General features: G+C 68.0%; 24 protein-coding genes. 10 read left to right on the forward strand and 14 right to left on the reverse strand.

What is annotated here, in order from left to right; genetic code table 11:
• The first annotated feature begins 173 nt into the window (after positions 1 to 173).
• From D0C15_RS12765 to D0C15_RS12775, 3 genes are read left to right on the forward strand one after another with little or no spacing between them, the layout of a single operon-like run.
• Positions 174 to 3110, forward strand: a complete 2937-nt coding sequence (locus D0C15_RS12765; protein WP_245975729.1) for a sensor histidine kinase — start codon at positions 174 to 176, stop codon at positions 3108 to 3110.
• A gap of 14 nt (positions 3111 to 3124) precedes the next feature.
• Positions 3125 to 3562, forward strand: coding sequence for a roadblock/LC7 domain-containing protein (locus D0C15_RS12770; RefSeq protein WP_245975746.1), 438 nt, complete (start codon positions 3125 to 3127; stop codon positions 3560 to 3562).
• Positions 3559 to 4137 carry a GTP-binding protein gene (locus D0C15_RS12775; protein ID WP_116044510.1) on the forward strand — a complete coding sequence of 193 codons (579 nt, stop codon included), beginning with the start codon at positions 3559 to 3561 and terminating at the stop codon, positions 4135 to 4137. Before D0C15_RS12770 ends, D0C15_RS12775 begins: the two co-directional genes overlap by 4 nt.
• 68 nt (positions 4138 to 4205) lie before the next feature.
• Here the strand turns inward: D0C15_RS12775 and D0C15_RS12780 are convergent, their stop codons facing one another.
• On the reverse strand, positions 4206 to 5438 hold the full coding sequence (locus D0C15_RS12780; RefSeq protein ID WP_116044512.1) for a PucR family transcriptional regulator: 1233 nt from the start codon (positions 5436 to 5438) through the stop codon (positions 4206 to 4208).
• Positions 5439 to 5592: 154 nt separating this feature from the next.
• On the opposite strand from D0C15_RS12780, the gene D0C15_RS12785 reads away from it, so the two are divergent.
• On the forward strand, positions 5593 to 6447 hold the full coding sequence (locus D0C15_RS12785) for an SGNH/GDSL hydrolase family protein (protein WP_245975730.1): 855 nt from the start codon (positions 5593 to 5595) through the stop codon (positions 6445 to 6447).
• Between the two features lie 271 nt (positions 6448 to 6718).
• Here the strand turns inward: D0C15_RS12785 and D0C15_RS12790 are convergent, their stop codons facing one another.
• Positions 6719 to 7123 (reverse strand): nuclear transport factor 2 family protein, encoded by a 405-nt coding sequence (locus D0C15_RS12790; protein WP_116044514.1) that lies wholly within the window; start codon positions 7121 to 7123, stop codon positions 6719 to 6721.
• 89 nt (positions 7124 to 7212) lie between these two features.
• Between D0C15_RS12790 and D0C15_RS12795 the strand changes: the two genes are divergently transcribed.
• Positions 7213 to 7806 carry a TetR/AcrR family transcriptional regulator gene (locus D0C15_RS12795; RefSeq protein ID WP_116044516.1) on the forward strand — a complete coding sequence of 198 codons (594 nt, stop codon included), beginning with the start codon at positions 7213 to 7215 and terminating at the stop codon, positions 7804 to 7806.
• A 41-nt stretch (positions 7807 to 7847) separates the two neighbouring features.
• Here D0C15_RS12795 and D0C15_RS12800 read toward each other — a convergent pair whose 3' ends face one another.
• Positions 7848 to 8528 carry a class F sortase gene (locus D0C15_RS12800; protein WP_245975731.1) on the reverse strand — a complete coding sequence of 227 codons (681 nt, stop codon included), beginning with the start codon at positions 8526 to 8528 and terminating at the stop codon, positions 7848 to 7850.
• A gap of 3 nt (positions 8529 to 8531) precedes the next feature.
• Positions 8532 to 9197: an excalibur calcium-binding domain-containing protein gene (locus D0C15_RS12805; RefSeq protein ID WP_245975732.1), complete on the reverse strand. Its 666-nt coding sequence runs from the start codon at positions 9195 to 9197 to the stop codon at positions 8532 to 8534.
• Between the two features lie 67 nt (positions 9198 to 9264).
• Between D0C15_RS12805 and D0C15_RS12810 the strand changes: the two genes are divergently transcribed.
• Positions 9265 to 9900 (forward strand): response regulator, encoded by a 636-nt coding sequence (locus D0C15_RS12810; RefSeq protein WP_116044518.1) that lies wholly within the window; start codon positions 9265 to 9267, stop codon positions 9898 to 9900.
• Between the two features lie 7 nt (positions 9901 to 9907).
• Here the strand turns inward: D0C15_RS12810 and D0C15_RS12815 are convergent, their stop codons facing one another.
• The 8 genes from D0C15_RS12815 to D0C15_RS12850 all read right to left on the reverse strand — a co-directional run bounded on the left by D0C15_RS12815 (position 9908) and on the right by D0C15_RS12850 (position 20871).
• Positions 9908 to 11047, reverse strand: a complete 1140-nt coding sequence (locus D0C15_RS12815; protein ID WP_116044520.1) for a GAF domain-containing sensor histidine kinase — start codon at positions 11045 to 11047, stop codon at positions 9908 to 9910.
• 58 nt (positions 11048 to 11105) lie between these two features.
• Positions 11106 to 11522 carry a VOC family protein gene (locus D0C15_RS12820; RefSeq protein WP_116044522.1) on the reverse strand — a complete coding sequence of 139 codons (417 nt, stop codon included), beginning with the start codon at positions 11520 to 11522 and terminating at the stop codon, positions 11106 to 11108.
• Positions 11523 to 11532: 10 nt separating this feature from the next.
• A complete protein-coding gene (locus D0C15_RS12825) occupies positions 11533 to 11922 on the reverse strand; it encodes a helix-turn-helix domain-containing protein (protein WP_211323183.1) in 390 nt (129 codons plus the stop codon).
• Between the two features lie 43 nt (positions 11923 to 11965).
• Positions 11966 to 15310 carry a thiol reductant ABC exporter subunit CydD gene (cydD, locus tag D0C15_RS12830; protein WP_116044525.1) on the reverse strand — a complete coding sequence of 1115 codons (3345 nt, stop codon included), beginning with the start codon at positions 15308 to 15310 and terminating at the stop codon, positions 11966 to 11968.
• Entirely contained in the window at positions 15307 to 16317 is a 1011-nt protein-coding gene (cydB, locus tag D0C15_RS12835; RefSeq protein ID WP_116044527.1) for a cytochrome d ubiquinol oxidase subunit II, read from the reverse strand. The genes cydD and cydB overlap by 4 nt, the downstream gene beginning before the upstream one ends.
• 194 nt (positions 16318 to 16511) lie before the next feature.
• Positions 16512 to 18011: a cytochrome ubiquinol oxidase subunit I gene (locus D0C15_RS12840; RefSeq protein ID WP_116044528.1), complete on the reverse strand. Its 1500-nt coding sequence runs from the start codon at positions 18009 to 18011 to the stop codon at positions 16512 to 16514.
• Positions 18012 to 18093: 82 nt separating this feature from the next.
• Positions 18094 to 19797 (reverse strand): sugar ABC transporter substrate-binding protein, encoded by a 1704-nt coding sequence (locus tag D0C15_RS12845; RefSeq protein WP_116044531.1) that lies wholly within the window; start codon positions 19795 to 19797, stop codon positions 18094 to 18096.
• A 156-nt stretch (positions 19798 to 19953) separates the two neighbouring features.
• Complete coding sequence (locus D0C15_RS12850) at positions 19954 to 20871, reverse strand: S41 family peptidase (RefSeq protein ID WP_245975733.1); 918 nt, start codon at positions 20869 to 20871, stop codon at positions 19954 to 19956.
• A gap of 194 nt (positions 20872 to 21065) precedes the next feature.
• Here D0C15_RS12850 and D0C15_RS12855 point away from each other — a divergent pair, with 194 nt between their 5' ends.
• Positions 21066 to 21665: a TMEM165/GDT1 family protein gene (locus tag D0C15_RS12855; RefSeq protein ID WP_116044533.1), complete on the forward strand. Its 600-nt coding sequence runs from the start codon at positions 21066 to 21068 to the stop codon at positions 21663 to 21665.
• 81 nt (positions 21666 to 21746) lie between these two features.
• Here the strand turns inward: D0C15_RS12855 and D0C15_RS12860 are convergent, their stop codons facing one another.
• Entirely contained in the window at positions 21747 to 22412 is a 666-nt protein-coding gene (locus tag D0C15_RS12860; protein ID WP_116044536.1) for an IclR family transcriptional regulator, read from the reverse strand.
• A complete protein-coding gene (locus tag D0C15_RS12865; RefSeq protein ID WP_162830065.1) occupies positions 22409 to 23263 on the reverse strand; it encodes a hypothetical protein in 855 nt (284 codons plus the stop codon). The genes D0C15_RS12860 and D0C15_RS12865 overlap by 4 nt, the downstream gene beginning before the upstream one ends.
• A 95-nt stretch (positions 23264 to 23358) precedes the next feature.
• Here D0C15_RS12865 and D0C15_RS12870 point away from each other — a divergent pair, with 95 nt between their 5' ends.
• The 3 genes from D0C15_RS12870 to D0C15_RS12880 all read left to right on the forward strand — a co-directional run bounded on the left by D0C15_RS12870 (position 23359) and on the right by D0C15_RS12880 (position 25863).
• Complete coding sequence (locus D0C15_RS12870; RefSeq protein ID WP_116044538.1) at positions 23359 to 24552, forward strand: homogentisate 1,2-dioxygenase; 1194 nt, start codon at positions 23359 to 23361, stop codon at positions 24550 to 24552.
• Between the two features lie 55 nt (positions 24553 to 24607).
• A complete protein-coding gene (locus tag D0C15_RS12875) occupies positions 24608 to 25000 on the forward strand; it encodes a hypothetical protein (RefSeq protein ID WP_116044674.1) in 393 nt (130 codons plus the stop codon).
• 80 nt (positions 25001 to 25080) lie between these two features.
• Positions 25081 to 25863, forward strand: coding sequence for a DUF2470 domain-containing protein (locus tag D0C15_RS12880; protein WP_116044541.1), 783 nt, complete (start codon positions 25081 to 25083; stop codon positions 25861 to 25863).
• Positions 25864 to 25871: the final 8 nt, after the last annotated feature.

Here is a 25871-nt window from a genome sequence, read left to right on the forward strand (position 1 = left end):
CGATTTACTAATACATCTACGGTATCTACCCCAGAACCCATCACTCGAAGGGTTACGTCCACCTCCTTTCTTCGCTATCTTCGTCCGCCGTGAGCTAGTGAGTGTCCACGCGAGGAGAAGAGCCTGATGGCTGCACGCGGAGCGCAGGCCGGACCCCGGGGAGTGTGCTGGTAGTGCCCGGAAAACTGGGGGGCAGGACCACCGAGAACGAACCGCGGGCGAGCACGGATCCCGATCCCGCAAGTGAGCGGGTACCTGGGAGCGGCGGCTCGCGCGATCGTGGTGATCCGAGTTATCAGACAGACGCTGCGCTGCAGGGCGACGACCAGTCGCAGGCTAACGGCGAATCCTCCCGTTGGCGGCTGCGCAACTGGCGCCTGCGGTCCAAACTCGCGGCCGTCCTGATCATCCCGACGCTGACCGCGCTCGCGCTCGGTAGCCTTCGTGCGCTGGACGAGACCAACCGGGCCGTGGAACTCCAGCAGACCGTGGACCGAATCGACCTGGTGGCCAACCTGACGGCGGCGGTACACGCACTGCAGGGCGAGCGGACGCTGATGGTTGCCTCCATCGCCAGCGGCGGCAGACGCGACTCCGCCGACCTGGACGAGCAGGTCGCGAAGGTCGACGGCGCCGTCGCCGAACTCAGATCGGCCGTCGACCAGCTCGCCGAGGGCGATCAGTCGTTCCGGGAGCGCTACTTCAACGGCCTGCAACGTCTGCAGGCGCTCGAACCACTGCGCACCGCGGCCAGTACGACTGACTTCTCCGACCTCTCCGCGCTGGGCACGTACTCGTCTATTCTGGACTCGCTGGTGCAGCTCGGCCGGGAGGTGAACACCGGCATCGTGGATCGTGGTCTGTTGCGGCTCGGCTCGACCACGCAGTCGCTGAGTGAGGGCAAGGAACTTCTCGCGCGGGAGAATGCCGCCCTGCAGATCGCCGCGTGGCGCGACAGCTTCCCCGCTGACCTGTTGTACCAGGCACGAGCGGCGGAAGCGGGTTCGAGCGGGGCGATCGACAGCTTCACTGCGAACGCCACCCCGGCTCAGCAGCGGCTGTACTCCGACACCGTCAGCGGGCCCGAGGTCGACAACCGGGAGCGGATAGGCACGGTCGCCTTCGCCCGCGCGGACGCGGACAAGCCGCTCGCCGTGCCGATTCCCGGACTCACTGCCAACGGCCTCGCGACCATCGACAAACAGCGGCAGGTGGAAGTCACACTTCTCGCCGACCTTCGTGCCCGGGCCGACCAGCTCGCGCAGAACGCGACGGCTGCGGCCTGGCAGTTCGGCATCGTGGTGGCGATCGCACTCGTCGCCGCACTCGCGCTGATGCTGGTGATCGCCCGCTCACTGCTGCGCCCGTTGCGGATCCTGCGCAGTACCGCCCTGGAGGTCGCCTACGTCCGGCTGCCGGAGACCGTACGACGGATTCTCGCGGACCCGAATCCGATGGAGGCGTCCAAGAACGCCGTCGCCCCGGTACCGGTGCTCACCCGCGAGGAGATCGGGGAGGTCGCACGCTCCTTCGACGTCGTGCACGAGCGTGCCCTGCGAATGGCCGCCGAACAGGCGTTATTGCGGGAGAACGTCAACAACATCCTGGTCAACCTGTCTCGGCGGAGCCAGCGACTGGTCGAACGCCAGCTCGGTGTGATCGACCAGATGGAGGCCGAGGAGCAGGATCCGGACCAGCTGGCCAGCCTGTTCGAGCTGGATCACCTGGCCACCCGGTTGCGGCGCAACGGCGAAAGTCTGCTCGTGCTCTCCGGCGCCGGCCTCGGCAAGTCCGTGCTCAAGCCCGTTCCGGTCGCCGACGTCATCGGGGCGGCGGTGTCGGAAATCGAGCAGTATGCCCGTGTCGAAGTCGGTTCCGTGCCCGATGTCGCCGTACAGGGACTCGCTGTACGCGATCTGGTGCACGTGCTCGCCGAACTTCTCGACAATGCGGTTTTCTTTTCCGCGCCGGGCACCACTGTGGATCTGCGAGCCGTGATTACCAGGCGGCGGACGCTGGCCATCCAGATCACCGACCGTGGTGTCGGGATGAGCGAGGAGCAGATCGCCGAGACCAACGAGCGCCTGGCCGACCCCCCGGACCTCGATGTCTCGGTGACCAGGCAGATGGGTCTATACGTGGTCGCCCGTCTCGCGCGGCGCCACGGCATTGAAGTACGGCTGCGGGAGAACGAGGACGACCTGCAGGGCGGCGTCATCGCCCGCATCGTTGTGCCGACCGAGCTGCTCGGCGGTTTCCCGTTGACCGAGCCGATGCCACGGTCCGCGGGCGCTCTGGCGCACGCGGGCGCGTACTCGTCCGCGGCCGTCGCGACCACCGGTGCGACAGCGGTCGAATGGCCGTCCGACGAGCACTTGCTGGGCGCGTCGGGTGAGGGAACCTTGCCGCCTCCGCGTAAACCCATGCGGCTGGACGACATGGTCGGTGGGACGACGCGCGCCGCGGGCCCGTTCGTCAACCCCGCGAACGCCGTCGACACCGCTGCGCCACTCAGGATTCCTCGGACAACGCGTCATGTGCCGACCAACCCCAGGCCGCAGCAGGTGGCCGGGCCCGAGGAGGAACAACCGACCAAACGGTTGCCGATCTACCAGTCGGTGATGTCCCGCTGGTTCACCGACCAGGACGGCCAGCCCGACGAGTCGAAGCCGGCCGCCGTCACCCCGCCGGATCCCACTGTCGAGTCCGTCGAAGCAGCCGTTGCCGTCGAGCGGGAACCTTCGGCAGAGGAGAGGTGGACCAGCAGGGCGGACAACGGCTGGCAGGCGGCGCAGGCACTGTTGGAGTCGAAAACCGCGGAGACCACGACCGCGGGACTGCCGAAACGCGTACCGAACGCGAACCTGGTGCCGGGCTCGGTCGGTGCGAGCGAGCTCAACGCGTTCGCCGACACGACCACGGGAAACGCGGGAGACCCTGCGATGTCGGCCGCAGCGGCCCGTAGGCGGATGGTGAGCTTCCAGCGCGGATACCAGGACGGTAGACACGCGCTGAAGGAGGAGCCGGGCAAGGCCAGGATCTCCGATGCCGTCGCCGGGCCGGGTACGAACGGACGAACTGGCGGCAACGGGCCGAGGGAACACGAGTGACGGGGGCGAATCCATTGCAACCACAAGGACAACCGGCACAGCAGCAGGCCGGCAAGGACAACTTCGCCTGGCTCGTCACGGATTTCACCACGCGGGTCCCGGGAGCGGCGCACGCCGTGGTGGTCTCCGCCGACGGCCTTGTGCTTGCGGCGTCGCAGGCACTCCCACCGGACCGCGCAGACCAGCTGGCGGCCGTGGCCTCGGGGCTCACCAGCTTGGCACGCGGTGCGGCTCAGGTGTTCGATGGCGGGCAGGTGGCGCAGACGGTCGTGGAGATGGCCAACGGCTTCCTGTTTCTCATGGCGGTGTCGGACGGCTCATGCCTTGCCGTGCTCGGCTCACCGAACAGCGACATCGGGCTTGTGGTGTACGAGATGACACTGCTGGTCGACCAGTTCAGCAGGCAGATGACGCCGGAGCTGCGCAACCGGCTGGCAGGCGCCGCGCGATGAACCACGAGGTACCAAGAGGACCGACGTCCTCAGCCAAGATCGTGGTGGCGGGCGGATTCGGTGTCGGCAAGACCACTTTGGTCGGTGCCGTCTCCGAGATCGAGCCGCTGACCACCGAGGCCGCGATGACCGCGGCCAGCCTGTCCGTGGACGACACCACGGCAACGCCGAACAAGGTCACCACGACGGTTGCCATGGACTTCGGCCGCATCACCCTGGACTCCGACCTCATCCTCTACATCTTCGGCACGCCGGGCCAGCATCGCTTCTGGTTCATGTGGGACGACCTCGCCCTCGGCGCGATCGGGGCGGTCATCCTGGTGGACACACGAAGACTCGGCGACTCGTTCGCCTCGATCGACTTCTTCGAGAACCGCAAGTTGCCCTATGTCGTGGCCATCAACTGTTTCGACCAGACCCTGCACCACCAGGTCGAAGATGTCCGGCACGCGCTGACGATCTCACCGTCGGTGCCGATCAAGGTCTGTGACGCCAGGGACAGGGACTCGGTCAAGGACATTCTGATCTCGGTGGTCCAGCACTCGATCACCCAACAGTCGGCACAGGCGAGCTGAAGCGCGCTTTCCCGGGAAAGTGCGAGATCGGGAACTGTCGTCGCCAGGTCGAGGGCTACCGAACGGCGTCAGTCGTGACCTTCCACCGATCGCCGCGCCGCGAGTGCGGCGACCAGCACCGGCAGCTGGGAGGGAAGCGCGGGGTCGAGCCCGGTCAACGCCGCGATCCTGCGCAGCCGATAGTCCACAGTGTTCGGATGGATGTGCAGCATGCGCGCCGTGCGTCTGCGGTTCAGTTCATTGCTCAGGTGCATCCGCAGCGTGGTCAGCAGGTCGTGGTTGCAGGCCAGCGGATCCAGCAGGGCGGCGAGCGCGGGACGCGCCGGGCTGGGTCTGCTGAGCTGGTACTCGAGCAGGACGTCGGCGAGCTGATACAAGCCGGCGGGGCGCCCCGATGACCGGACGATGTCCAGTACCTCGCGGCCCTGGATGGCAGCGGCGGCGACATCATCTGGGGCGGCCTTGGCCGCGGCGGCGGTGACCTCGACCCCGGTCGCCGTCGCCATCCGCTGCACCAGCAGACCGAGATCGCCCCAAACAGTCTCGAGTTTCCGCGTTTCCGGAATCAGCACGGTTCCGGACTCCGAGTCCAGAAGGGACAGTGGCACCTCGTCGGCGAACCGGTCGAGCTCGAGTTGTGCGCGGCGCAGCTTCCTGCGCGCGGCGATGGTGGCACCGACACCGGCTTCCTGCTCGTCGCTGTGCTTGCCGAACCGCAGCACGAGCACGAGGAAGGCGGCCGGTAGGCGCACACCGGCCCGCTCGGCCGCCTCGTCGGCGGGCTCGCCCGCGAGCAGCGCGGACAGCAGGGTGTGCCGGACGCTCTGCTGCTGGCTGTACATCGCCCGCAACTCGGCGATGTAGGCGCCGGACACCGCGGTGATCGCCGCGCGGTTGTACGACATCACCAGATCGGTGGTGGAGCGCAGGTCCGCGATGTCCGAGGGGAGGGCGTCCTCGGTGATCGCTCGCCACGCCTCGTGCGAGCCGACGTGATAGGCGTGCAGCACGACCTCGAGTGGGATACCTTCCTCGGCGCGTCGCCCCGCGGATTCGGCGAGGCCGGCCAGTTCCGCCTCGCCAGGAGCCCGGCGCTCACGGAACACCGTGGCCACCAGCTTGAGGTTTTCCTCGACGACGCGCGCGATGTCGCCCGCGAGCTCCTCTTCGGGCAGCTCCCGATAGAACGGGACATCCCGCAGAATCGACTCGATCACCGTGGTCGTGAGCGCGGGCAGCCGCCGCATCAGGCGCCGGTACACGGGGACGCCGTTGATTCGCCAGTCCTGCCCGTCCGCCATCGAATACCTCCTCTCCTGCCAACACTGTGACTGGTCACAAACCAAGGAATCAGATACTGACCGAACTCCCAGGTGAAATCCAGTGCCGCGCGCCCGAGACTTGTAATCCTCTGCAAAGGCAGTTGTCTGCAACGACTCAACGAGGAGTTCGCCCATGGTGGGTACGTCCCGCGGCCGCATGCTCGGCGGCGCATTGGTTCTGTCGGCAGCGATGGTGTCGATCAGCGCCCTCACTCCGGCATCGGCGGCAGGTGAAGCGCTCGACTACGTGGCCCTCGGCGACTCCTCGGTCTCGGGTACCGGGGTGCCGATCCAGGAGGATCTGGTGTGCACCCGCTCCACCAAGGCCTGGCCGAAGGTGGTCGCGGCGGAACTCGGCGCGGATCTGACCGACGTCAGTTGCGGCGGCGCGAAGGTCGGCGACTTCTCGCAGCGGCAGTGGGGCATGGTCGCGCCGCAGTACGACGCGCTCAGCGAGGACACCGACCTGGTCACTCTCACCATCGGGGGCAATGACATCGGCCTGGTCCAGACCGCGCTGAGCTGTGTGAACCTCTTCCCCGAGCCTGCCGGGTTCTCCTGTAAGGACCGGTACACCGCGGGCGGCGACGACGAGATCTCCGATGCGATCGAGGCCTGGGCACCCCAGCTCGGCGCTGCGATCGAGGAGATTCGGCAACGTTCCCCGCACGCGCAGATCGCTGTCGCGGGTTACGGCACCTACATCCGGGAGGACGGCTGCCATCCGGTACAGCCCATTTGGGCGCGCGACGCGAACTACCTGCAGGCCAAGGTGGATGAGCTCAGTTCCGCCATGCGAGAGCAGGCGGTGGCCCACGGCGCGGAATTCGTTGACCTGGCACCGGTCACCGTCGGCCACGACGTCTGCGCCGCACCCGAAGACCGCTACCTTGAGGGCTTGGTACCGACCTCGCCCGCGGCCCCGCTGCACCCCAACGCAAAGGGCCTGGCCGCCTACGGCAAGGCGGTAGCAGCCGCCGTCAGCTGACGGTACGCAAGAGCGCCGGGCCCCTGACTCGCCCCTCCCGCAGTTGTGTTGGTTCGGCTGCAAGTACACCCAAGCAAGATCGAACTCGTCTTTAACTACCGCCAACCGGTGACTGGTTGGCGGTAGTTAGAGGTAGAAGTGATCTTGCTTGGGTGTACTTGCAGGCGCACCGCCTGAGTCTGGTCACCCGGCCACGACACTCGCGTCGGCGAAGGTGACGAAGCCCGCGCACTGGCGCAGGCCATACCGCTGACGGTGTAGGTGTTCTCGATCATGCCGCCGCCCCCTCCTCGACAGGAACCGTGTGCGTGAGCATGTGTGCTTGCCGCATCCGCCCATCAGGGGTGAACTGCCCGAAGAAGTAGACCTCGACGACAAGGTCTCTCTTGCGGTTCTGCACGTGGAGGGTGTAGCGAGCGGCGATGCTTTCCCCGTTCAGCAGCGCCTCGTGAACCTCGATTCGGAGGCTGGGCCGGTTCTTGCGCACAGGCCGGGTGTGTGCGATCAGCTTGTCCCGGTCCATTCGATGCCCGTCCGCGACTTGGACGATGTCCGGGGTGTGAAATCGGTCGACGATCAGCGACGCGTCCTCGTCGCTGCGCAGCAGTTCGTCCGTGAAGGAGGTGACGAAGTCGGCGATGAACTGCTTCGGGTCGGTGCCGTTGAGGGTGCTCATGGTGCTCCCGCCAGGTTATGGGCCTCAGTCGCGATCCTTGACAGGCTGTAAGATATCTACCTCCGGATAACTTTGACAAGGTGTAAGAGATGACTCCGTCCCGAGCTCGGAAGCCACGCGCCGACGCTGAACGCAGCAGGGCCGCGATCCTGGATGCGACAGTCCAGGTACTCGACGCCGACCCTGAAGCCAGCGTCGAAGCAATCGCCGCGAGCGCGGGCGTGACCCGCCAGACGGTTTACGCCCATTTCCCCTCGCGGGAGCAGTTGTTGGCAGCGGTACTCGACCGGCTCACCGGCGAAGCTGTTGCCGCCATGGACGCTGCCGACCTTGACTCCGGCTCAGCCACAGGCGCGCTGCTGCGACTACTCGACGCCGGCCGGCGAACGTCCGGGCGATATCCCGTCCTGCTTCAGCAGCTCAGCTCGCTACCTGTGAGCGCGCACGCCGACCACCAACGCCACGAGCCAGTCGCCAACCGGCTGAAGCGAGTAGTTCAGCGCGGCCAGGACACCGGAGAATTCGACAACCAGCTTTCGCCCGACTGGCTCGTCGCGGTCACGATCAAACTCGGCCACGCCGCCAGCGAAGAGGTCGACGCCGGCCGAATGTCCAGCGCTGAGGCAACGGCAACACTGCACACCAGCCTCCTCCGCGTCTTCGGCGCCACCGATTCGTCCTGAAGCCCGGGCAGCCGCCGGGACTTCAGGACGACGACCACGAATCAACCCTGCGAGCTTCCGGTCATCGTCGCGTACGCGACGACGTTGTCGGCATATTCACCCGAGGAGGAGTCGAACACGCCGCCGCAGGTGATCAGCCGCAGCTCCGGCGCGTCGGTGTTGCCGTAGACCTCCTCGGTCGGGAACTCCGCCTTCGGATAGCGCTCCACCCGGTCCACTGTGAACTCCACAGTGGTCCCGTCCTCCCGGTGAACCACGACCTTCTCCCCGACGGGCAGCTCGTGCAGCCGGAAGAACACCCCCGGCACCTTCCGGTAGTCGACGTGCCCGGCGATGATCGACGGTCCGAGCTCGCCGGGCGTAGGACTCTCGGTGAACCAGCCCGCGGTCACGGCGTCACCGGGCACTTCCAGCGCCCCGTCCGGTTCCAGGCCGAGGTCGATGATCGCTCCGGTACTCACTCCGATGGCCGGGATCTCCATGGTGGCCGGACGGGCTCGGGGCAGTTCCCCCGAATCGCCACCGGCGGTAGCCCCGATCGCGGTCTGCTCCGTTGTGGATGTCGCGACCGACGTGGTGGCAGCTGGTCCGGCGGTGGTGGCCGGTTCGGATTGCCCGGTGAGCAACACCGTCACCAGTACCGAGACTAGGACCACCACGGCGGCGCAGGCGGCAGCGACGAGCTGCCACCGGCGCCGCACGGGCGCAGTGCTGTTCGTCACCGGTCAGAGCCCGCCGCCGGTGGCCACTCCACCCACCGGGTGCACCCGGACCTGCTGATCACTCGACCCCCGGGCGAATTGAGTCTCGCAGGCCAGCCCGTCGTTGTCGGCGTCCAACCGGTGCGGGTCGGAACGGTCGGCGTCCAGCGCCGCCTGCGCTTCCGCCTTCGTGGCGAAGTCGGCACAGTCCTTGTCGGCGAACGCGGGTGTGGCGGGCGGCGGCTCGGTGGTGACCGGCGGCTCGGTGGTGGCGGGCGGTTCGGTGGTGGTAACGGGCGGAGCGGAGGTGGTGGGAACATTGTCCTTCGGCGCACCCGGAAGTGATTCACAGGCAATACTGTCGCTATCACGATCAAGCCCGTGCGGATCCGAGGGGTCCTTTTGCAGTTCGTCCTGCGCTTCGCGCCAGGTGGCGAAATCCGAACAGTTCTTGTCGGCCTGCACCTCGGCCGCATCAGTGGCGAAAGCCGCTGCGGTACAGGTCATTCCGGCGATGACGATGACGGAAGCGGTCACGAGCGTACGACGCAGTACAGACACGAGAGAAACCCTTCGCAGGACAGAAAAATGACCGCCGAACACGTTTTTTCGTGCCGGCACACCCGCTCTTATCGACGCAAATCCGTGGACGTTACGCGCAAATGGCTTAATCGCGACGGTAATTGTCAACGACGTGTGCCGGATTACGGTTGTCCTGTTCCCCGCACGGCAGCCTCGACGCCGTATCCTGGGGGCTATGGCCATTCAGGTGCTTCTCGTCGACGACCATGAGGTCGTCCGCCGAGGGCTGCGGGATCTACTCGGCGACGAGCCCGACATCGAGGTCGTAGCCGAGGCGGGCAGTGTGGACGAAGCCCTCGCTGTAGCCCTGCACGTCGAGCCCGACGTCGCGGTGGTGGATGTGCGGCTCGGCGAGGGCGAACAGGACGGGATCACGTTGTGCCGGGAACTCCGGTCCCGGCACAACGCACCGCTGTGCCTCGTCCTGACCGCGTTCGACGACGAGGAGGCCGTGGTCGGCGCGATCATGGCCGGGGCGTCTGGTTATCTACTCAAACAGGTCCGCGGGCAGGACGTGGTCAACGCTGTGCGCGAGGTCGCGGCGGGCCACTCCCTGCTCGATCCCGTCACCACGGCCCGGGTACTTGAGTCCTTCCGGCACCCACCCACCGACGAGCTTGCCGCCCTCACCGAACGCGAGCGCGAGGTGCTCTCCCTCATCGGTGACGGACTGTCCAATCGGGAGATCGCGCAGCGGTTGTTCCTCGCCGAGAAGACGGTGAAGAACCATGTCACGTCGGTGCTGGCGAAACTCGGTATGCAGCGGCGCACACAAGCCGCCGCCTGGGTGGCGCGGCGGGGAGACCGTTAAACCTCGGTCACCGCAGCGGAACGTCGAACGCGACCAGGGTTCCGAGGCTCGGCGAGGAGTTGACGAAGAACTTTCCGCCTGCGCCGCTCGCGCGCTCGGCAAGGTGTTGCAGCCCGCGCTTGGCGACATCGCGTGGCACGCCACAGCCGTTGTCCCGCACGCGTAACCGGACCTCGTGCTCGTCGCGGTACAACGTCACGCGCGTCTCACTCGCCCCGGAATGTCTGACCACATTAGACAGGGCTTCACGCAAGGCCGCCCGGACGTGATCGGCGCGTTCAGCGGGGATGTCGGCGAGCTCGCCGGACAGCTCCAGCGTCGGCGGGAAGCCCAGCAGCTCACCCGCGATACGGACCTCACCGCGGGCGGACTCCGCGAGGTCGGTCGCGGTGGCGGGCTGCGACCGCTGTTCCGGTTCCGGCGATCGCAATGCCCGGACGGTGCCGCGGATCTCCTCGATGGTCTGATCGAGCTGGTCTATCGCTTCCGCGAGACGCGCGCCGTCGGCGGTGGCGAACCGTTTGCGCATTCGCCGCCGGACGCGGTCGAGTTGCATCCCCGCCGCGTACAGCCGCTGCACGATGACGTCGTGCAGCTCGCGGGCGATCCGTTCCCGCTCCTCGAACAGCGACACACGCTGGCGGGCGTTGGCTCCCTCTGCGAGCGCGAGCACCACACCGGCCTGCGCGGCGAACGCGGTCAGCAGATCCACCGTCGGCTCCGCGAAGGCCGGCGCGCCGCGACGCCGGTAGACGGTGAGCGCGCCGAGTACCCGCCCACCGGTACCGAACGGTGCCGCGGCAAAGGGCCCGTAGTCGCTCAGCTCGGTGGGCACGAAGGGGGCAGTGCGCGGGTCGGTGGTGAAGTCGTCGCTGACGACGGGTTCGCCGCCGCGAGCGACCTCCGCAGCAACGGAGTCCGCGGCCAGTTCGAGTCCGAGTAGCCCTTCGGCATCCGGATGTGCGGCCTCCACGGCGGCCCTGCCGTCGTCTGCCCGGACCATGACCAGCCCGAGGTCAGCATCGGCGAGCTCGGCAGCCCGGCGCACGACGTAGCCGAGCACGGCGTCCGGGTCGTCGCCGGACAAGGCGCTCGTGGTGATCTCGGTGGCGGCGGACAGCGCCCGCGCGGCAAGGGTCGGTTCCATCTGTACCGCCCAGCCTAGGCCGACCGGGGAGCCGGCGACGACTCCCCGGTACCCGGCATCACGGCTGCTGGAACAGCTGACCAAAGCGGATCCGGTTGCCGAACGGGTCACGCAGACCGCAGTCGATGCCGTACGGGCGTTCGGTCGGCTCCTCGGTGAACTCGACGCCCTTGGCCAGCAACGTTTCATAGGTCTTCCGGCAATCGTCGGTGGTGAGGATGAGCCAGCCGCCCATCGCGCCCTTGCTCACCAGCTCACGCACCTGCTCCGCCGTCGCCTCGTCCATCGCAGGCGGGCCCGGCTTCTCCAGCAGGATCTGCCTGCTGGGGTCCCCCGGCACGTTGACCGTGAGCCAGCGCATGAAGCCGATGTCGGCGTCGGTGTTGATCTCGAGGCCGAGCTTGCCGACGTAGAAGTCGAGGGCCTCGTCCTGGTCGAGGACGAATATCTGGGATTGTGTGATCGCGTTGAACATGCCGGTAACGCTATTCACGCGCATCGGCCTGAGCTTCTCCGAAACTGATCGGTCTCATCCAGGCCATGGCGAAGCACGTCGGTACGGGCCCGCCGACCACTCGCCTGCGGTAGGAGCTCGGGGACTCACCGACGATGGCGTGAAACGTCCGGCTGAACGTGCCGAGGCTGCCGAAACCGACCTCGAAACAGATGTCGGTCACGCTGCGGCTCGTTTCGCGGAGCAGGGACATGGACCGTTCGATCCGCCTGCGCTGGAGATACCGGTGCGGGGTCTCCCCAAACGTGGCACGGAAGGTGCGGCTGAAGTGTCCTTCGGAGACGTGAGCGAGCCGGGCTAGCGCGGCGATGTCCAGTGGCTGGGCGTAGGCACGGTCCATCGCGTCGCGCGCACGAAGCATCCGGCGGTTGGACTCCTCCACGGCTTTGCTCACGCCCCTGATCTCAGCACAGAACACTGACAGACGGCGTGCTGATCTGCCGAACCCTGCCGCCGGACACCTCCAGCACGATGTCCGCGTCGGCAGCTTCCTCTGGCCGGTGCGTCACCTGCACGACCGTGGTACCGGCGAGCGCGGTGCGCAGGTTCGCTCGCAGCAGCCGCGCGGTGGGCTCGTCCAGGTGTGCGGTGGGCTCGTCGAGCAACACCAGATCGGCTTCCGCAGCGGCGAGCAGTGCCCTGGCCAGGGCGACACGCTGTGCCTGTCCACCGGAGAGGCCCGCGCCCGCGCTGTGCAGGATGGTGGCCGGGTCGAGGTCGCCGACGACGGCGGTCCGCAGGGCGTCGACCAGCTCCTCTTCGGTGGCTTCCGGGGCCGCGAGGCGAAGGTTCTCGGCGACCGTGGTCGAGACGAGCTGGGGTTCCTGCGGCGCCCAGGCAACACGGGCGGGGGTGCTGATCTCACCGCGATCCGGGTCGAGGAAGCCGAGCAGCGCGGCGAGCAGGGTGGACTTACCCGCGCCCGAAGGCCCCACGACCGCCACGTGCGTCCCGGCGGGAATCTCCAGATCGACATTCCGCAACACCGGCTCTGCCGCTCCCGGCCATCGCAGATCGGCTGCACGGAGGGCGATGGGGAGTTCCCCAATGTGGCATTGGGGAACTCCAACGTCCCTAATGCCACATTGGGGAACTCCTGGAACCGCGCTGAGGCGGGTGCGGGCACCGCGCAGGGTGTCCCAGTGCTGGGCGGCCGGCGGAAGGAGCGCGAGGACCTCGGCGAGCGCCAGCGGAACCAGTGCGAGCAGGGGTGCGAGTACGGGATCGAGCCGTCCTTGTGCGACGGCGGACGCGGCGAGCGCCGTGCTCGCGAGCGTCGCGGCCCCGGTGGCCAGGGTGATGACGGCGTCCGCTGCTCCCGCCCCGAGTGCCTGCCTGCGCGCGATCGTGGCCAACCTGGAGTCGTCGACGGCCAGTCCGGCCCTGCGGCTGCGGTCCGCGCCGAACGCGACCAGTTCGGCGGCGCTGTCGAACAGGGCGAGCACGCGAGCCGCGACACTGCGGCGGCCTGCGGCGAGCGCCGACGTCGCTTGCCGTTCCAAGCGCAACGCGAGTGCGGGCGCGAGCACCGCACCGGACAGCACGGCCACCGCGAGTGCGAAACCGGCCTCCGGCAGCACCACGGTCTGTACTCCGATCGCCGCGGCAAGCACCGTCGCCGCCACCAGCGGCGGGGTCACGGCCCTCGGCAACAGGTCCCGCACCGTGTCGACGTCGTCGACGAGGGTGCGCTGCCCCTCGCCCGCGCGCAGGGCGGTCGTTCGCGCGGGTCCGAGCCGGACCAGCGACTGCCAGAGCCTGACCCGGAGCCTGCCCGCCACCCGGAACGCGCCGTCGTGGGTGACGATTCGCTCGACGTATCGAAGCCCGGCGCGGGCGAGCCCGAAGGTGCGGACTCCGACGACGGCGACCGTCAGGGTGAGGATCGGCGGCTGCAAGGAGGCACGGGCGATCAACCAGCCGGAGGTCGCGGTCAGTGCGACTCCGGCGACCAGAGCTCCCGCCCCCAACGCCGCTCCGCCCACGAGCCGCCGGTCGAGCAACTCGCGGAAGGGCACCGGCCGGGAGTTCGCCGAAGGATTGCGTTCGTCCGGATGGCTGTGCGAGCTCGTCGGCGAATGCCCGGAGTTGGCGACCGGATCGGTCGCGGTGCGCTCGTGTGCGGCGATGATGACGGCGGCGCCGTCCCGCTCGGCGTCGCGTACCGCGCTCAGCACGAGTTGGGCGCTGGCCGTGTCCAAATGCGCGAACGGCTCATCGAGCAACAGCAGCCAAGCTTCTGTGTGGCGCACCCGCAGCAGGGCGCGGGCAACCGCTACCCGTTGGCGTTGGCCGATGGACAGGTGGCTGACTGGTTCGTCCACCAGGCCACCGATGCCGAGTCGGGCAAGTTCCAACTCGATCGCGCCGCCGGGCAGGGCACCCGTAACGGCGAGTTCCAGCTCCGCTCGCACGGTTCCGCCCGCGAACGCAGGCGACTGCGGCACCCACGCAACCGCTTCGCGCCACGTCGATATGTCGACTTCTTCCAGTGGTACGCCGCCGACGGTGATCGCACCTTCATGGGGCCGGACGAAGCCGAGCAACACCCCCAATGTCGTGGACTTGCCCGCTCCACTTGGCGAGCGTAGCCACACCGTGTGGCCCGGGCTGACCACGAAGGACTCACCATCCGGGGCTGTGCGATCCCGGCGTCGCACACGTAGCCCCTCGACGCGGACCTCGCCCCGGCGTGCAGTGGCGGTGCCGTCACGAGGCAGGGGTTCGTCGAGGATGGCCGCCACCCTGCGCACGGCTTCGGCACCGTCCTGCCCTGCGTGGAAGGCCGCCCCGACCGAGCGCAGCGGCTGGTAGCACTCCGGGGCGAGGATCAGCACGCCGAGGCCGACCGCGAGGCCAAGGTCGCCGGACACCAGCCGCACGCCGATCACCACGGCGACCAGAGCCACCGAAAGCGTGGCGGCGAGCTCCAGCACGAATGCCGAGGAGAAGGCGATGCGCAGACTGGACACCGTCGCTTCCCGGTGCCGGTCGGACACCCTGCGAACGGCCTCCGCCTGCGCCTCGGCACGGCGGAAGGCGGTGAGCACCGGCAGGGCTCGGACCAGTTCGAGGAGGTGACCGGACAGCCGGTGCAGGGCCTCGGTCGCTCCGGATACCCGGTCGGCGGTGTAGGTGCCGACGAGGATCGCGAACATCGGCAGCAGCGGAACGGTGGCGGCGATGATGATCGCGGACGGCCAATCGGCAAGCAGGATCGCGGCACCCGCCCCCAATGGGACGACGGCCGCCGTCACCAGTGCGGGCAGGTACTCGGTGAAGTAGGCATCGAGCGCGTCGAGGCCGCGGGTGGTCAGGGTGGCGAGTTGCCCTGGGCCACGCGACGCGATCCATTCCGGCCCGAGGCGTAGCGCCTGGTCGACGGTGCGGGCCCGTAGCTCTTCCTTGGCACCAGCCGCCGCCCTGGCCGATACGACCCGCAGCGCCCAGCCGACAAGTGACCTGACAACGACCACCGCGAGCAGCGCGGCGAGCCTGGCCCGTAGGTCACCGGCGCTGCCGTCGACGATCGCGGCGAGTACGGAGGCCAGCAGGAACGCCTGCGCGACCAGCGTGGCAGCGTTGAGCACGGACAGTCCGGCCGCGAGGGCCAGCGCCCGGCGCGCCGCCGCCGAGAGGGCGGGCAGCGCGCCGAGCGGACCTTTCCCGCTCCGCGCTGTGTCCGACTTGGACACCGTGTCCGATTTGGACACTATGGCGGAAAGGGGCGCGCGGGCGGGAAATCTCATCGGGGGACGTGCACCTTCGGAATGTGCTGAGTGCCGATCCGCTTGCGGAACACCCAGTAGGTCCAGCCCTGGTAGACGAGCACGGCAGGCGCCCCGAAGGCCGCGACCCAGGTCATCACCGTCAGCGTGTAAGGGCTGGACGACGCGTTGTCGACGGTCAGCGAGTTGGCCGCATCCAGGGTGGATGGCAGCACGTTCGGGTAGAGCGCGGCGAACAGTGTCACGGCAGCGGCGGCGATCACGACGCCGAGCGCGGCGAACGCCTGCCCTTCGCGGTCTGCGCGCAGTCGTTGCCAGGCCACCAAACCAGCGACCAGCGCGATCACCGGCAATCCCACCGTCCAGAGCGAACCGTGCCGCCACTGCACAAGGGCCATGAAGGCGAGCAACGGCAACAGCGCGACGGGCATTAGCCGCAGGGCGAGGTGACGTGCCCGCCCACGTATGTCGCCCGAAGTCTTCAGCGCGAGGAACGTCGCACCGTGCACGAGGGAGAACCCGGCGAGGGCAGCGGCGCCGAGCAGGGTGTCCCAGCGGAAAGCCTCGAACGCCGAGCCGACTCGGTTACCGTCCGCATCGAGCGGGAGGCCGAGCACGGTGGTGGCGAGCAGGAGCCCGACGCCCAGCGGCGGGATCCAGGATCCGAGCACGATCACCACGTCCCAGGCGCGCCGCCAGCTGTCGGTGTCGACCTTGCCGCGGTACTCGAACGCGACCCCGCGACCGATGAGCGCGAGCAGCACCAGCAGCAGCGGGAGGTAGGCGGCCGAGAAGAGGGACGCGTACCAGGCGGGGAACGCGGCGAACATCGCTCCGGCAGCGACGATCAGCCAGACTTCATTGCCGTCCCAGACCGGCCCGATCGTGTTGACCATGACCCGGCGTTCGGTGTTGTCCCTGCCGAGCACGGGCAGCAGCATTCCGACGCCGAAGTCGAAGCCCTCGAGGAAGAGGTAACCGAGCCAGAAGGCGGCGATGATGCAGAACCAGATGGTGGGCAGGTCCATCACGCCCTCCCCTCGATGATGTTGGCTGGTTGGACGCGAAGTTGTCCCCAAGTTGTGCACAACCAACCGAGTTGTCCACAACTTGCTGGTGAGGGGTGGTGCATAACCCACATCCGGATAGGCTGGACCTGGGGCTGCCCCCCGGAGAGGGTGGGGGCTGGGATGGGTCCGGTCAGCATCGCGCGTCGCCCTCCCTAGTACGCGAACGCGAGCGCGTCGTCGCCCGAGTCCTGGTCGGCATCGTCATCCACCTGGGGTTTCTTCGGCGGCAGCACGCCCTCGATTCCGCCGCGGACGTACTTGCGCAGCAGGAACACCTCGACCACCCCGAGCGCCGCGTAGATCGCGGTAAGCGCGATGAGCGAGGCCCACACCTCACCGGCCGTCACCCGCGAGACGGCCTGCGCGGTGAACATCCACACCCCGTCCACGCCGGTCGGGTTGGGCACCACCACGAACGGCTGCCTGCCCATCTCGGTGAAGATCCAGCCCGCGCTGTTGGCGATGAACGGCGTGGCGATCCCGGCCAGCACCATCCTCGGGAACCATTTCGACTCCGGGATGCGGCCTCGCCGGGTCAGCCACAGCGCGAGTACACCGATACCCGCCGACAGTGCGCCGAAGCCGATCATCACCCGGAATCCCCAGTACGTAACCGGCAGATTGGGCACGTAGTCGATCGGCTGCCCGGCCAGTTCACCGAGCGCCGGGTCGTCGGGGTAGTGCGTGCCGTACTGCGCCTGGTACTCGGTGACCAGGTCGTCGATCCCCTTCACCTCAGTGGTGAAGTCGTTGTGCGCGAGGAAGGACAAGAGCGCGGGCACAGTGAACGTCTTGACGTCCTCGCACTCGGCGTTCGCGACGTCCCCGACGGCGATGATCGAGAAGCTGGCTGGCTGCTCGGTGTGGCAGAGGGCCTCGGCCGCCGCCATCTTCATCGGCTGCTGCTCGAACATCAGCTTGCCCTGCGCGTCGCCACTGACCACGAGTCCCGCGAAGGCCACGACCCCGACCCAGGCGCCCAGGCGCAGCGAAGACCGCCACACCTCGCGGTGCTCGTCGTGGGTCCGCCGCTTCGACACCAGGCGCCAGCCTGCGATGCCGACCAGGAAGGCCGCCGCGACCGAGAAGGTGCCCGCGATCGTGTGCGGGATGGCGGCCAGCGCGGTGTTGTTCGTCAGTACCGCCCAGATGGAGTTCATCGTCGGCCGGCCGTCGACGAACTCCACCCCGACCGGGTGCTGCATCCAGGAGTTGGCGGCCAGGATGAAGTAGGCGGAGGCCACCGTGGCCAGCGAGAACGCCCAGGCACAGGCCAGGTGCACGCGCTTGGGCAACCGATCCCAGCCGAAGATCCACAACCCGAGGAAGGTGGACTCGACGAAGAACGCGACCAGACCTTCCATCGCCAGTGGCGCCCCGAACACGTCACCGACGAAACGCGAGTAGGCACTCCAGTTCATGCCGAACTGGAACTCCTGCACGATCCCGGTCACCACGCCCATCGCGAAGTTGACCAGCAGCAGCTTGCCCCAGAACTTGGTCATCTTGTAGTAGCGCTCGTTGCCGGTACGCACCCACGCCGTCTGCATGCCCGCGACCAGGATTGAAAGTCCGATGGTCAGCGGCACCATCAGGAAGTGGTAGACGGTCGTGATGCCGAACTGCCACCGCGCTAACTCGAGGACCTCCACACCGAGAACGATCCTCCGCGCCGACCGGCGCAGGCAGGTCCCGTGGTCCTGATTTTCCCAGGACCTAAGTCCCGATCTCGGGTCAGTCCGCGCCGCGTACCGGGCCGAGCAGTTCCCAACCGGCGGTGGCGGCCGCCTCCGCCAGCGCTCGCGGATCACCGTCGCCGGCCAGCACCTGGTACTCGGTGCGGCCGAGAAGCTGCCATGCCTCGCGCATTTCCGGCCGCGACGGCATGATCAGGCCGGTCCGGCACTGGTCGACATACGGGCCGAGGACCGGGTCCCGTTCCGCGACGGTGGACATGGCCTCTTCCTGCACGGGCACAAGCTGCTGGAATCGGTTCAGGTCCAGACCAGCTCGTGGCTGGGAAAGGTAGCTGGTCACGAGATCTCGTGCCGCGGGCAGGCTCGGTGCGCCTCGGTAGATGAACAGACCGTAAGCCGAAACCAATGGCCGTGCGGCCTGCTCACCCACCGGCGGGACCGCGCTGACCGTGACGTCCAGGTGCCGGGCTCGGATCGCGGCAAGCGCCCTGGACGAACAGACGTAGAACGGCGCTCGTCCTTCCAGGAACACGCTGGACGCCTCGGCACGGCCGAGTTCGGAACTCAACGTGCCGTCCCGGCCCAGTTCAGCGAGCCGGACGAACGCATCCACAAATCCCTGCCGCCAGACGGAGATGTCGTCGAACCTGTCATCCCCGTCGTCGCCCGGTTCCCGGAAACCGAAGAACGATCCGCCCAGACTCGAGAACAAGGGCCACAGGTGATAGGGGTCACCGGCGTTCCCGTTCGCGTCGGGTTTGCCCACCTGGAGAGCGAGTGCGACACCGTCCTCTATCCCTTTGGACCTGAGCGCGGCACGTCCCGCTGCGACGACGTCGGCGAAGGTGGTCGGCATCGGGCCGTCACCGGTCAACGCGTTGTTCCGGATCAACGCAACGGTGTCGAAAACGTAGGGAATCCCGTACAACCGGCCGTTCCTGCTCAGTGCGTCCAAGGCGACTGGCGAGATCTGGCGCAGCCGCTGCGCGCTGATCGGTGGTTCGATGACCGATTCCTCACGGGCGACCCGCCCGATCCAGTCGTGTGGTCCGACCACCACGTCCGGAATGTCGTGACCGCGCGGCGCGTCACCGGTCGCGGCCAGCTTCGCAAAGGCGTCTTCCAGGTCCTCGGTTCGTTCGAACGGCTGCACCTTGACCGAGACCGGATAGGCCCGCCGGAAGTTGCTGCGGCGACCGAAGTAGCGGGCGAGGGTGACCGACCTGGTCTTCTCCGCCCAGATCACCAACGATCGCACGCGTTCCACCTGCGCCTCATCCCGGAACCAGAAGCCCTTGCCGTTTCGGAAGGTGACCTGCACGCCATGCGGTTTGTTCTCGTGTGGCGTACCGGAGCCGAGCTCGACAGGACGTCCGGCCGGGCGCGAGCTTATCGACTGGTGTACCGATCCGCTCGCCCACAGATAGTCCTGCCCACTCGGCAGAACGCCGACGTCCTGCCGGGCTTCCCGCCCGTGAAGACCGCAGGTGACGGTCAGCACGACTTCTTCGAAGGCGAGCTTCGACTCGTTGTGCATGAGGGCGCCGGTGAGCCCTGCGTCCGCCCCCACTTGCCAGCCGATCTTGAGCCGGCGCGCTCGCTCCTTCCGCCGGCTGGAGCGGACAGCGCCGACCAGTGCCGTCACGGCGGTGATCGCGGCGCAGATGGCGACGACTGTTGTCGCCGCAAGGCTCACGTCACTGAAGAAAGACAACCCGGCGGCAAAGTCGAGTGAACGCACCAGAAAAACATATCGAGGGCGCAGGTGGTGCGTACGACAATTCGCTCAGATGCGAATCGCTGGGCGCGGCATTAGACCATTCGGCGCAGTACTCCGACGATTAAGACCGCAGGTCGCAATGGAACAACGTCGTCCACGACCAGCTCGCCGGTCAGCTCAGGCATCACGTGCACCCGAAGTCCCGATGTCTTCCAGCGCCAGTCGGTAGGCCCGCTCGAACGCGTCGGCCGCGGGCGCGGGCACGTCCGGGCGGACGCCGGTGCCCTCCCAGTTGGTTCCCGAGACCAGGTTGATCGAGCGCGCGAAGGAGATCGTGACGTCCAGGTGGGTGTCGACCCGGTACTGCTCGCGGGGATGCGCACCGCCCCGAGTCGTCTCGCCCACGGTTCGTGCCCTGCCCAGTTGCTGCAGCGTGTACGCGAGGTCCTCGCCTGCGGAGAACGTGTCCGGCCCGGTCAGCACGTACACCGGCTTGTCCGCACCGAACGCGGGACCCGGCACGTACGGCAAGGTCCACACCTGCTCGGTGCGGTCGCCCTCACGGAAGTAGATGTCGCTGAGGTGGGTCGGCCCGTCGAAGAGATAGGTGCAGATCAGGGCCACCGCTGCGGGGCTGCCACCGCGGTTTCGCCGCACGTCGATCAGCAACGCGTCGGTGGAGGCGAGCAACGTCATCGCAGCGGACTGCACCTCGCCGCTGATCTCCGGCCCGAAGAGAAACCGGATGTCCAGGTAGCCGACGTTGCCGTCCAGCCGCTCGACCCTGGCGATCCCGTGTCCGGTTTGTGCCGCCTCCGCCCGTTCGGACTCGGCGAACCCTTCGGGCTCTTCGCGGTGGGCGTGAAGCGGTTCGATGTGATGGCGCAGCCGGAGGTGTTTGTCCCCGTTCACCGACTGGAGATCCGCGGTGACGGCCTCAGCCAGCGCGGGGTGGTCGAGCTCGGTGTAGCTACCCCCGGCCGACCTGGCGCGCAGCACCCCCACAACCTCTTCGGCGACGTCGGGAAAGACGTAGTGCGCGGACATCTTCCGGCAGACGTCGGCGATCACCTGCTCCACGTCACGGTCTGGCACAGCTCACTCTCCTTCGGCGTTCGACAGACCGTGCAAGCCTAGCCAAAAATTGAGTTCGGGGTGCCGAAATTAATTATGAGACTCCCCTTCTGCAATTCTGCACCTGGACCGAAATCGGCGATTCGCAATTCCCATGTACTAGGCATTTTTCGTTATCCCCTTTATCGTGGAAGTGAAAGGGGCGTGGATCTTCGATGTCGACCGCACTGCTGGCTCTGGCCAGCACGTTTGCGCTGGTACTGGTGGCGGAACTGCCGGACAAGACCATGGTCGCCACCCTGGTCCTGACCACCCGTTTCCGCGCATTACCGGTCCTCGTCGGCGTCGGTATCGCTTTTGCCCTGCAAGCTGTGATCGCGGTCGCGTTCGGCAGCGTGCTCACATTGTTACCGGAGAGCCTGGTATCGGCCGTGGTGGCGGCGATGTTCGGCCTCGGTGCGTACATGTTGCTCCGCGAAGGGTTCACCGAAGCCGACGACAGCGGTGCCGACGCTGCCCGCACCGGCCCCCACCCACTGCCGTTCCTGCGCTCGGCGATGACGTCGTTCGGTGTGCTCTTCGCCGCCGAGTGGGGCGATGCCTCCCAGCTCGCCACAGCGGGCCTCACGGCGCGATTCGCGCAGCCGATTCCGGTCGGCATCGGCGCGTTCCTCGGGATGGCGACCGTCGCAGGACTGGCCGTCGTCATCGGGCACAAGCTGCGGGGGAGGCTGCGCCCCAAGCTGCTGCAGCGCGTTGCCGGGTTCGCGTTCGCCGGGTTCGCCGCATTCGCCCTCTGGCAGACACTGGCCTGAGCTCCCCGGGCCGCTTGGCGGTAGTTATGGCACAAGTGGATCTTGCTTGGGCGTACTTGCAGACATCCCAACCGGGCTGGGTCAGGGGCGGACTGGGGATTGGGGTTGGGGTGGGGTTGGGGACAGGGTTTTTGCCAGGTTGGTTGCGGCTGTGACTACCTGGGGGCCCACCGTGGCCGCCTCGAGTGGGTCGAGCGAGACCACCCCGACGCTGGCGCGCAGGCCGGGTACCCCGCGCACGGGTGCCGCGATGCCCACAGCGCCGGCCTGCAGCTCGCCGGTCGTGCGCACCCACTGTTTACCGCCCTGGCGCAGCGTGAGCGCCTTGCCCGCCGCACCACGGGAGACCGGGTGCCTGCTTCCGACCCGATAAGCGACGTGAAAGCTCGTCCAGGTCGGCTCGACGACCGCTACCGCCTGGACCTGGTCCCCCTCGGCCACCGAGAGGTGCGCCGTGGCGCCCACCCCCTCGGCGAGTTCGCGCAACACCGGCTGGGCGGCCTGGCGCAACTGCGGCAGCACCTGCCCCGCCAGCCGGAGCAGGCCGACGCCGAGGCGCACCTTGCTGCCGTCGCGCCACACCAGCCCGCGTTCGGAGAGCGGAACCAGCAGCCGGTAGACGGCAGCACGGCTCGCGCCGATGGTCACAGCGAGCTCGGAGATCGTCGCTGCCTCGCCACCGGCATCGGCAACGGCCTGGAGCAGGGCGAGCCCGCGATCCAGTGTCAGCGAGCTCTCCCTGCTCACAGCAGCCCGAGCCCCTTCAGGTCGGCGATCGGCTCGTCGAACGTCGCCGAGGCGTAGGAGGCGAACAGGGCCCGCACGGCCTTGGCCGCGTCCGCCGAAAGGTCGGCCGCCTCGGCGGCGAGCGCTTCGCCGTCGGTGACCTCCAGCGCCTCACGCACGTTCCCGCCCGAGAGACACCGGGCCGAGGCCACCAGCAGGTTGAGGAACCCGTGATGGGTGAATCCAGTGTCGGGATCGGCGTGCCGTACCGCGCGGTGCAGGCTGTTCGTCGCCTTGAAGGAGGCACCGGAGACGGTGCTCACCACGGAGAGGAAGTCGGCGACCTCGTCGACGCTCGGGAAGTTCTCACTGGACAGGCCGCCGCAGCGGATCTTCGGCCAGCTGCCGTGCTCGATCACGTTGCGCACGCCGTCAAGCCAGCCGACCCCGCGGCGCGGCTCGACCACCCGCTCGACATCCTCTGGCACGAATTCCGAGACCCGTTCCAGCCACACCTCGTCCACGTCCGAAGGGGCGGGCATCTCGACCATCCGCAGCGCCAGCAGCTCGCTGCGTGATTCGACGATCGAAATCGCCTTCGGCACTCCGCCGAGGCCGGTGTCGATGATCAACGACAGCGGCAGCGGCTTGGTCGGACGCACCTTGATCAGTTCGGTGATCAGCTCGGGCAATCGGGAGGCTTGGCAGAGGAACACCCCGAGAACTCCGGCGTGCTCACCTCCCCTTGCCTCGAAGTGCGCCCGCAGTGCTTCGGGCATGGCGGCGTTGCCTGGAGGGAACAGCGCCGAGTCGTCGACAAGGCGCGCGAGCAGGGGCGGGATTCCACGGGGGCCGGGTGGCGGGAGTTCCACAGCGCTTGACACGACTGACACGCTAGTAGCGTACGACATGAGGACAACAGTGTCCGTGCAGCGAACGCATCTGGTCGTATCTGGAGGAGGGTCCGATGCCGTTCTATCGACAGGTCGGCGAGATTCCGGCGAAGCGCCACACGCAGTTCCGGTCACCACAGGGCAGCCTGTACGCGGAGGAGCTGATGGGGGTCGAGGGCTTCTCCGCCGACTCCGCGCTGCTGTACCACCGCAACCTGCCGACCGCGATCGTGAACGCCGTCGCCGTGGCGGACGAGCGCGGCCCACTGCGGCCCAACCACCCGCTCAAGCCGCGCAGCTACCGCACCCAGGACCTCAAGTTCGCCGGTGACGCCGACGCGGTGACCGGACGCAGGCGGATGTTCGCCAACTCCGACGTCACCATCGCCTTCGCCGTGGCGGCCGAACCCAGCCCGCTCTACCGCAACGCGATGGGCGACGAGCTGCTGTACGTACAGGGCGGCGCCGCGACGGTCGAGACGATCTACGGCGCGCTGGACGTCGGTGACGGTGACTACGTCGTCATCCCGACCTCGTGCACCTACCGGGTCGTACCGCACGCCTCGGGCCGGGGCGCCGGCGACGGAACCGTCCGGCTGCTGATCCTCGAGGCACGCGGGCACATCGGGCCGCCGAAGCGCTACCTCTCGGCGAAGGGCCAGTTCCTCGAACACGCGCCGTACTGCGAACGCGACCTGCGCGGGCCGGTCGGGCTGCTGCTCGCCGAGGGCACGGACGTCGACGTGCTGGTGCGTCACCGCGGGGGCCTCACGCGCTACACCTACGCGAACCACCCGTTCGACGTCGTCGGGTGGGACGGCTGCCTCTATCCGTGGGTGTTCAACATCGACGACTTCGAGCCGATCACCGGTCGCGTGCACCAGCCGCCGCCCGTGCACCAGACCTTCGAGGGCCCGAACTTCGTGGTGTGCTCGTTCTGCCCGCGCAAGGTGGACTACCACCCGTTGTCGATCCCGGTGCCGTACAACCACGCCAACGTCGACTCCGACGAGCTGATGTTCTACGTGCGCGGCGACTACGAGGCCCGCAAGGGCTCGGGCATCGGCATCGGGTCGATGTCACTGCACCCTTCCGGCTTCACCCACGGGCCGCAGCCCGGCGCCGCGGAGGGCTCGATCGGTGCGGAGTTCTTCGACGAGACGGCGGTCATGGTGGACACGTTCGCCCCGCTGGACCTCGGTGAGGCCGCCGAAGCCGCCGAGGACCCGGGCTACGCCTGGACCTGGTCCGGCCGCGGTCCCGGCTGACCCGTGGCGGCCGCCACGAACCGGCAGGAAGAGCGGCCATATGGGAAACTGGGGTATGGCGAATCCAGAACCTTACGAAGGCCAGGAACGCGCCGAATACGTCGAGCGCGGTACCGGCCGACTGCGTGCCGTCCGTGTCCTCAACACGATCATCAGTGTCGTTTGCGGCATCTTCGCCGCGGTGCTGGCCATCCACATCCTGTTGGTGATCGGCGATGCGAATCCGGACAACTCCTTCGCCCGATTCATCACCGACTGGGCCGGCGGGATCACCCTCGGCCTGGACAACCTGTTCACCCCGGCCGACGAGAACCTGCAGGTGTTGCTGAACGAGGGGCTCGCAGCGCTCTTGTGGCTCGCCATCGGCGCGGTCCTGACGACGCTCATCTCCCGAATCGCACTACCCAGTGGCGAACGGCAGGTCTGGTACCGGCGAACCGTCCGCTGAGACTGAGAGGGCTTGGCAGACATCGAGCCCTTCCGCTCCCCCTGCACCTAGGTTAGGCTCACCTAAGTAGGAGGTGAGTGGTGACCGAGACACAGACCCGTCGCCCGCCGGCGCCGTTTCCGGCCGAGCGCGCCAAGACCATCGCCAGCCGCGGCGGCCCCGCGATACTGATGCCCGCCGCGGAACGCCCCGGTGGTGACTCACGCGTCTCGCCGGTGCTGCACCACGTGCACGCCAGCGGCAGCGTCAGTGTGCTGCTGCCCGACGACCACGATCTGGTGCACGCGACCGGTGCCGCGGGCAGGGCCGAGGTCGCCGTGATGCTCGAACTGACCGATCGGGCACCGGTCGACCTGCGCGAACCGATCCGCGGGCTGCTCTGGATCACCGGCTGGCTACGCAGACTCGACGAGCGGGCCGCCAGGGCGCGAGCCGTCTCGATCGTCGACGACCGTCCCGATCCGCGCCTGCTCGACGTCGGCCACGGACTGAGCGTCCTCAGGCTGACCCCCGCATCACTGGTGCTCGCGGACGCGGAGGGCACCCACTCGCTTCGGCCGCACATGTTCAGCGCGGCCACGCCCGACCCGTTCGCCACCTACGAGGCGGAGTGGCTGCGGCATCTGGAGTCCGCACACGCGGATGTGGTCGACCAGCTCGCCCGGCATCTGCCGGAGGAGCTGCGGGGCGGGCGCATCCGCCCGCTCGGCGTCGACCGGTTCGGCCTGCGCCTGCGGGTGGAGGCCGAGGCCGGTGATCACGACGTGCGGCTCGCCTTCTCCCGGGCGGTCAGCAGTCCGGCGGAACTCGCCGTCGAGTTGCGCAGACTCGTTGGCTGTCCGTTCCTGCGCCAGCCGGGGTAGGCGGGCGG

Origin of the sequence: Amycolatopsis palatopharyngis (genome assembly GCF_003385185.1) — a bacterium.
GTDB lineage: Bacteria > Actinomycetota > Actinomycetes > Mycobacteriales > Pseudonocardiaceae > Amycolatopsis > Amycolatopsis palatopharyngis.

Coding starts and splice junctions, on each gene's coding strand:
- D0C15_RS12775 (WP_116044510.1), top strand. CDS start 3,559: ATGAACCACGAGGTACCAAGAGGACCGACGTCCTCAGCCAAGATCGTG.
- D0C15_RS12780 (WP_116044512.1), bottom strand. CDS start 5,438: ATGGCGGACGGGCAGGACTGGCGAATCAACGGCGTCCCCGTGTACCGG.
- D0C15_RS12785 (WP_245975730.1), top strand. CDS start 5,593: ATGGTGGGTACGTCCCGCGGCCGCATGCTCGGCGGCGCATTGGTTCTG.
- D0C15_RS12790 (WP_116044514.1), bottom strand. CDS start 7,123: ATGAGCACCCTCAACGGCACCGACCCGAAGCAGTTCATCGCCGACTTC.
- D0C15_RS12795 (WP_116044516.1), top strand. CDS start 7,213: ATGACTCCGTCCCGAGCTCGGAAGCCACGCGCCGACGCTGAACGCAGC.
- D0C15_RS12810 (WP_116044518.1), top strand. CDS start 9,265: ATGGCCATTCAGGTGCTTCTCGTCGACGACCATGAGGTCGTCCGCCGA.
- D0C15_RS12815 (WP_116044520.1), bottom strand. CDS start 11,047: ATGGAACCGACCCTTGCCGCGCGGGCGCTGTCCGCCGCCACCGAGATC.
- D0C15_RS12820 (WP_116044522.1), bottom strand. CDS start 11,522: ATGTTCAACGCGATCACACAATCCCAGATATTCGTCCTCGACCAGGAC.
- D0C15_RS12825 (WP_211323183.1), bottom strand. CDS start 11,922: ATGCTTCGTGCGCGCGACGCGATGGACCGTGCCTACGCCCAGCCACTG.
- cydD (WP_116044525.1), bottom strand. CDS start 15,310: ATGAGATTTCCCGCCCGCGCGCCCCTTTCCGCCATAGTGTCCAAATCG.
- cydB (WP_116044527.1), bottom strand. CDS start 16,317: ATGGACCTGCCCACCATCTGGTTCTGCATCATCGCCGCCTTCTGGCTC.
- D0C15_RS12855 (WP_116044533.1), top strand. CDS start 21,066: ATGTCGACCGCACTGCTGGCTCTGGCCAGCACGTTTGCGCTGGTACTG.
- D0C15_RS12870 (WP_116044538.1), top strand. CDS start 23,359: ATGCCGTTCTATCGACAGGTCGGCGAGATTCCGGCGAAGCGCCACACG.
- D0C15_RS12875 (WP_116044674.1), top strand. CDS start 24,608: ATGGCGAATCCAGAACCTTACGAAGGCCAGGAACGCGCCGAATACGTC.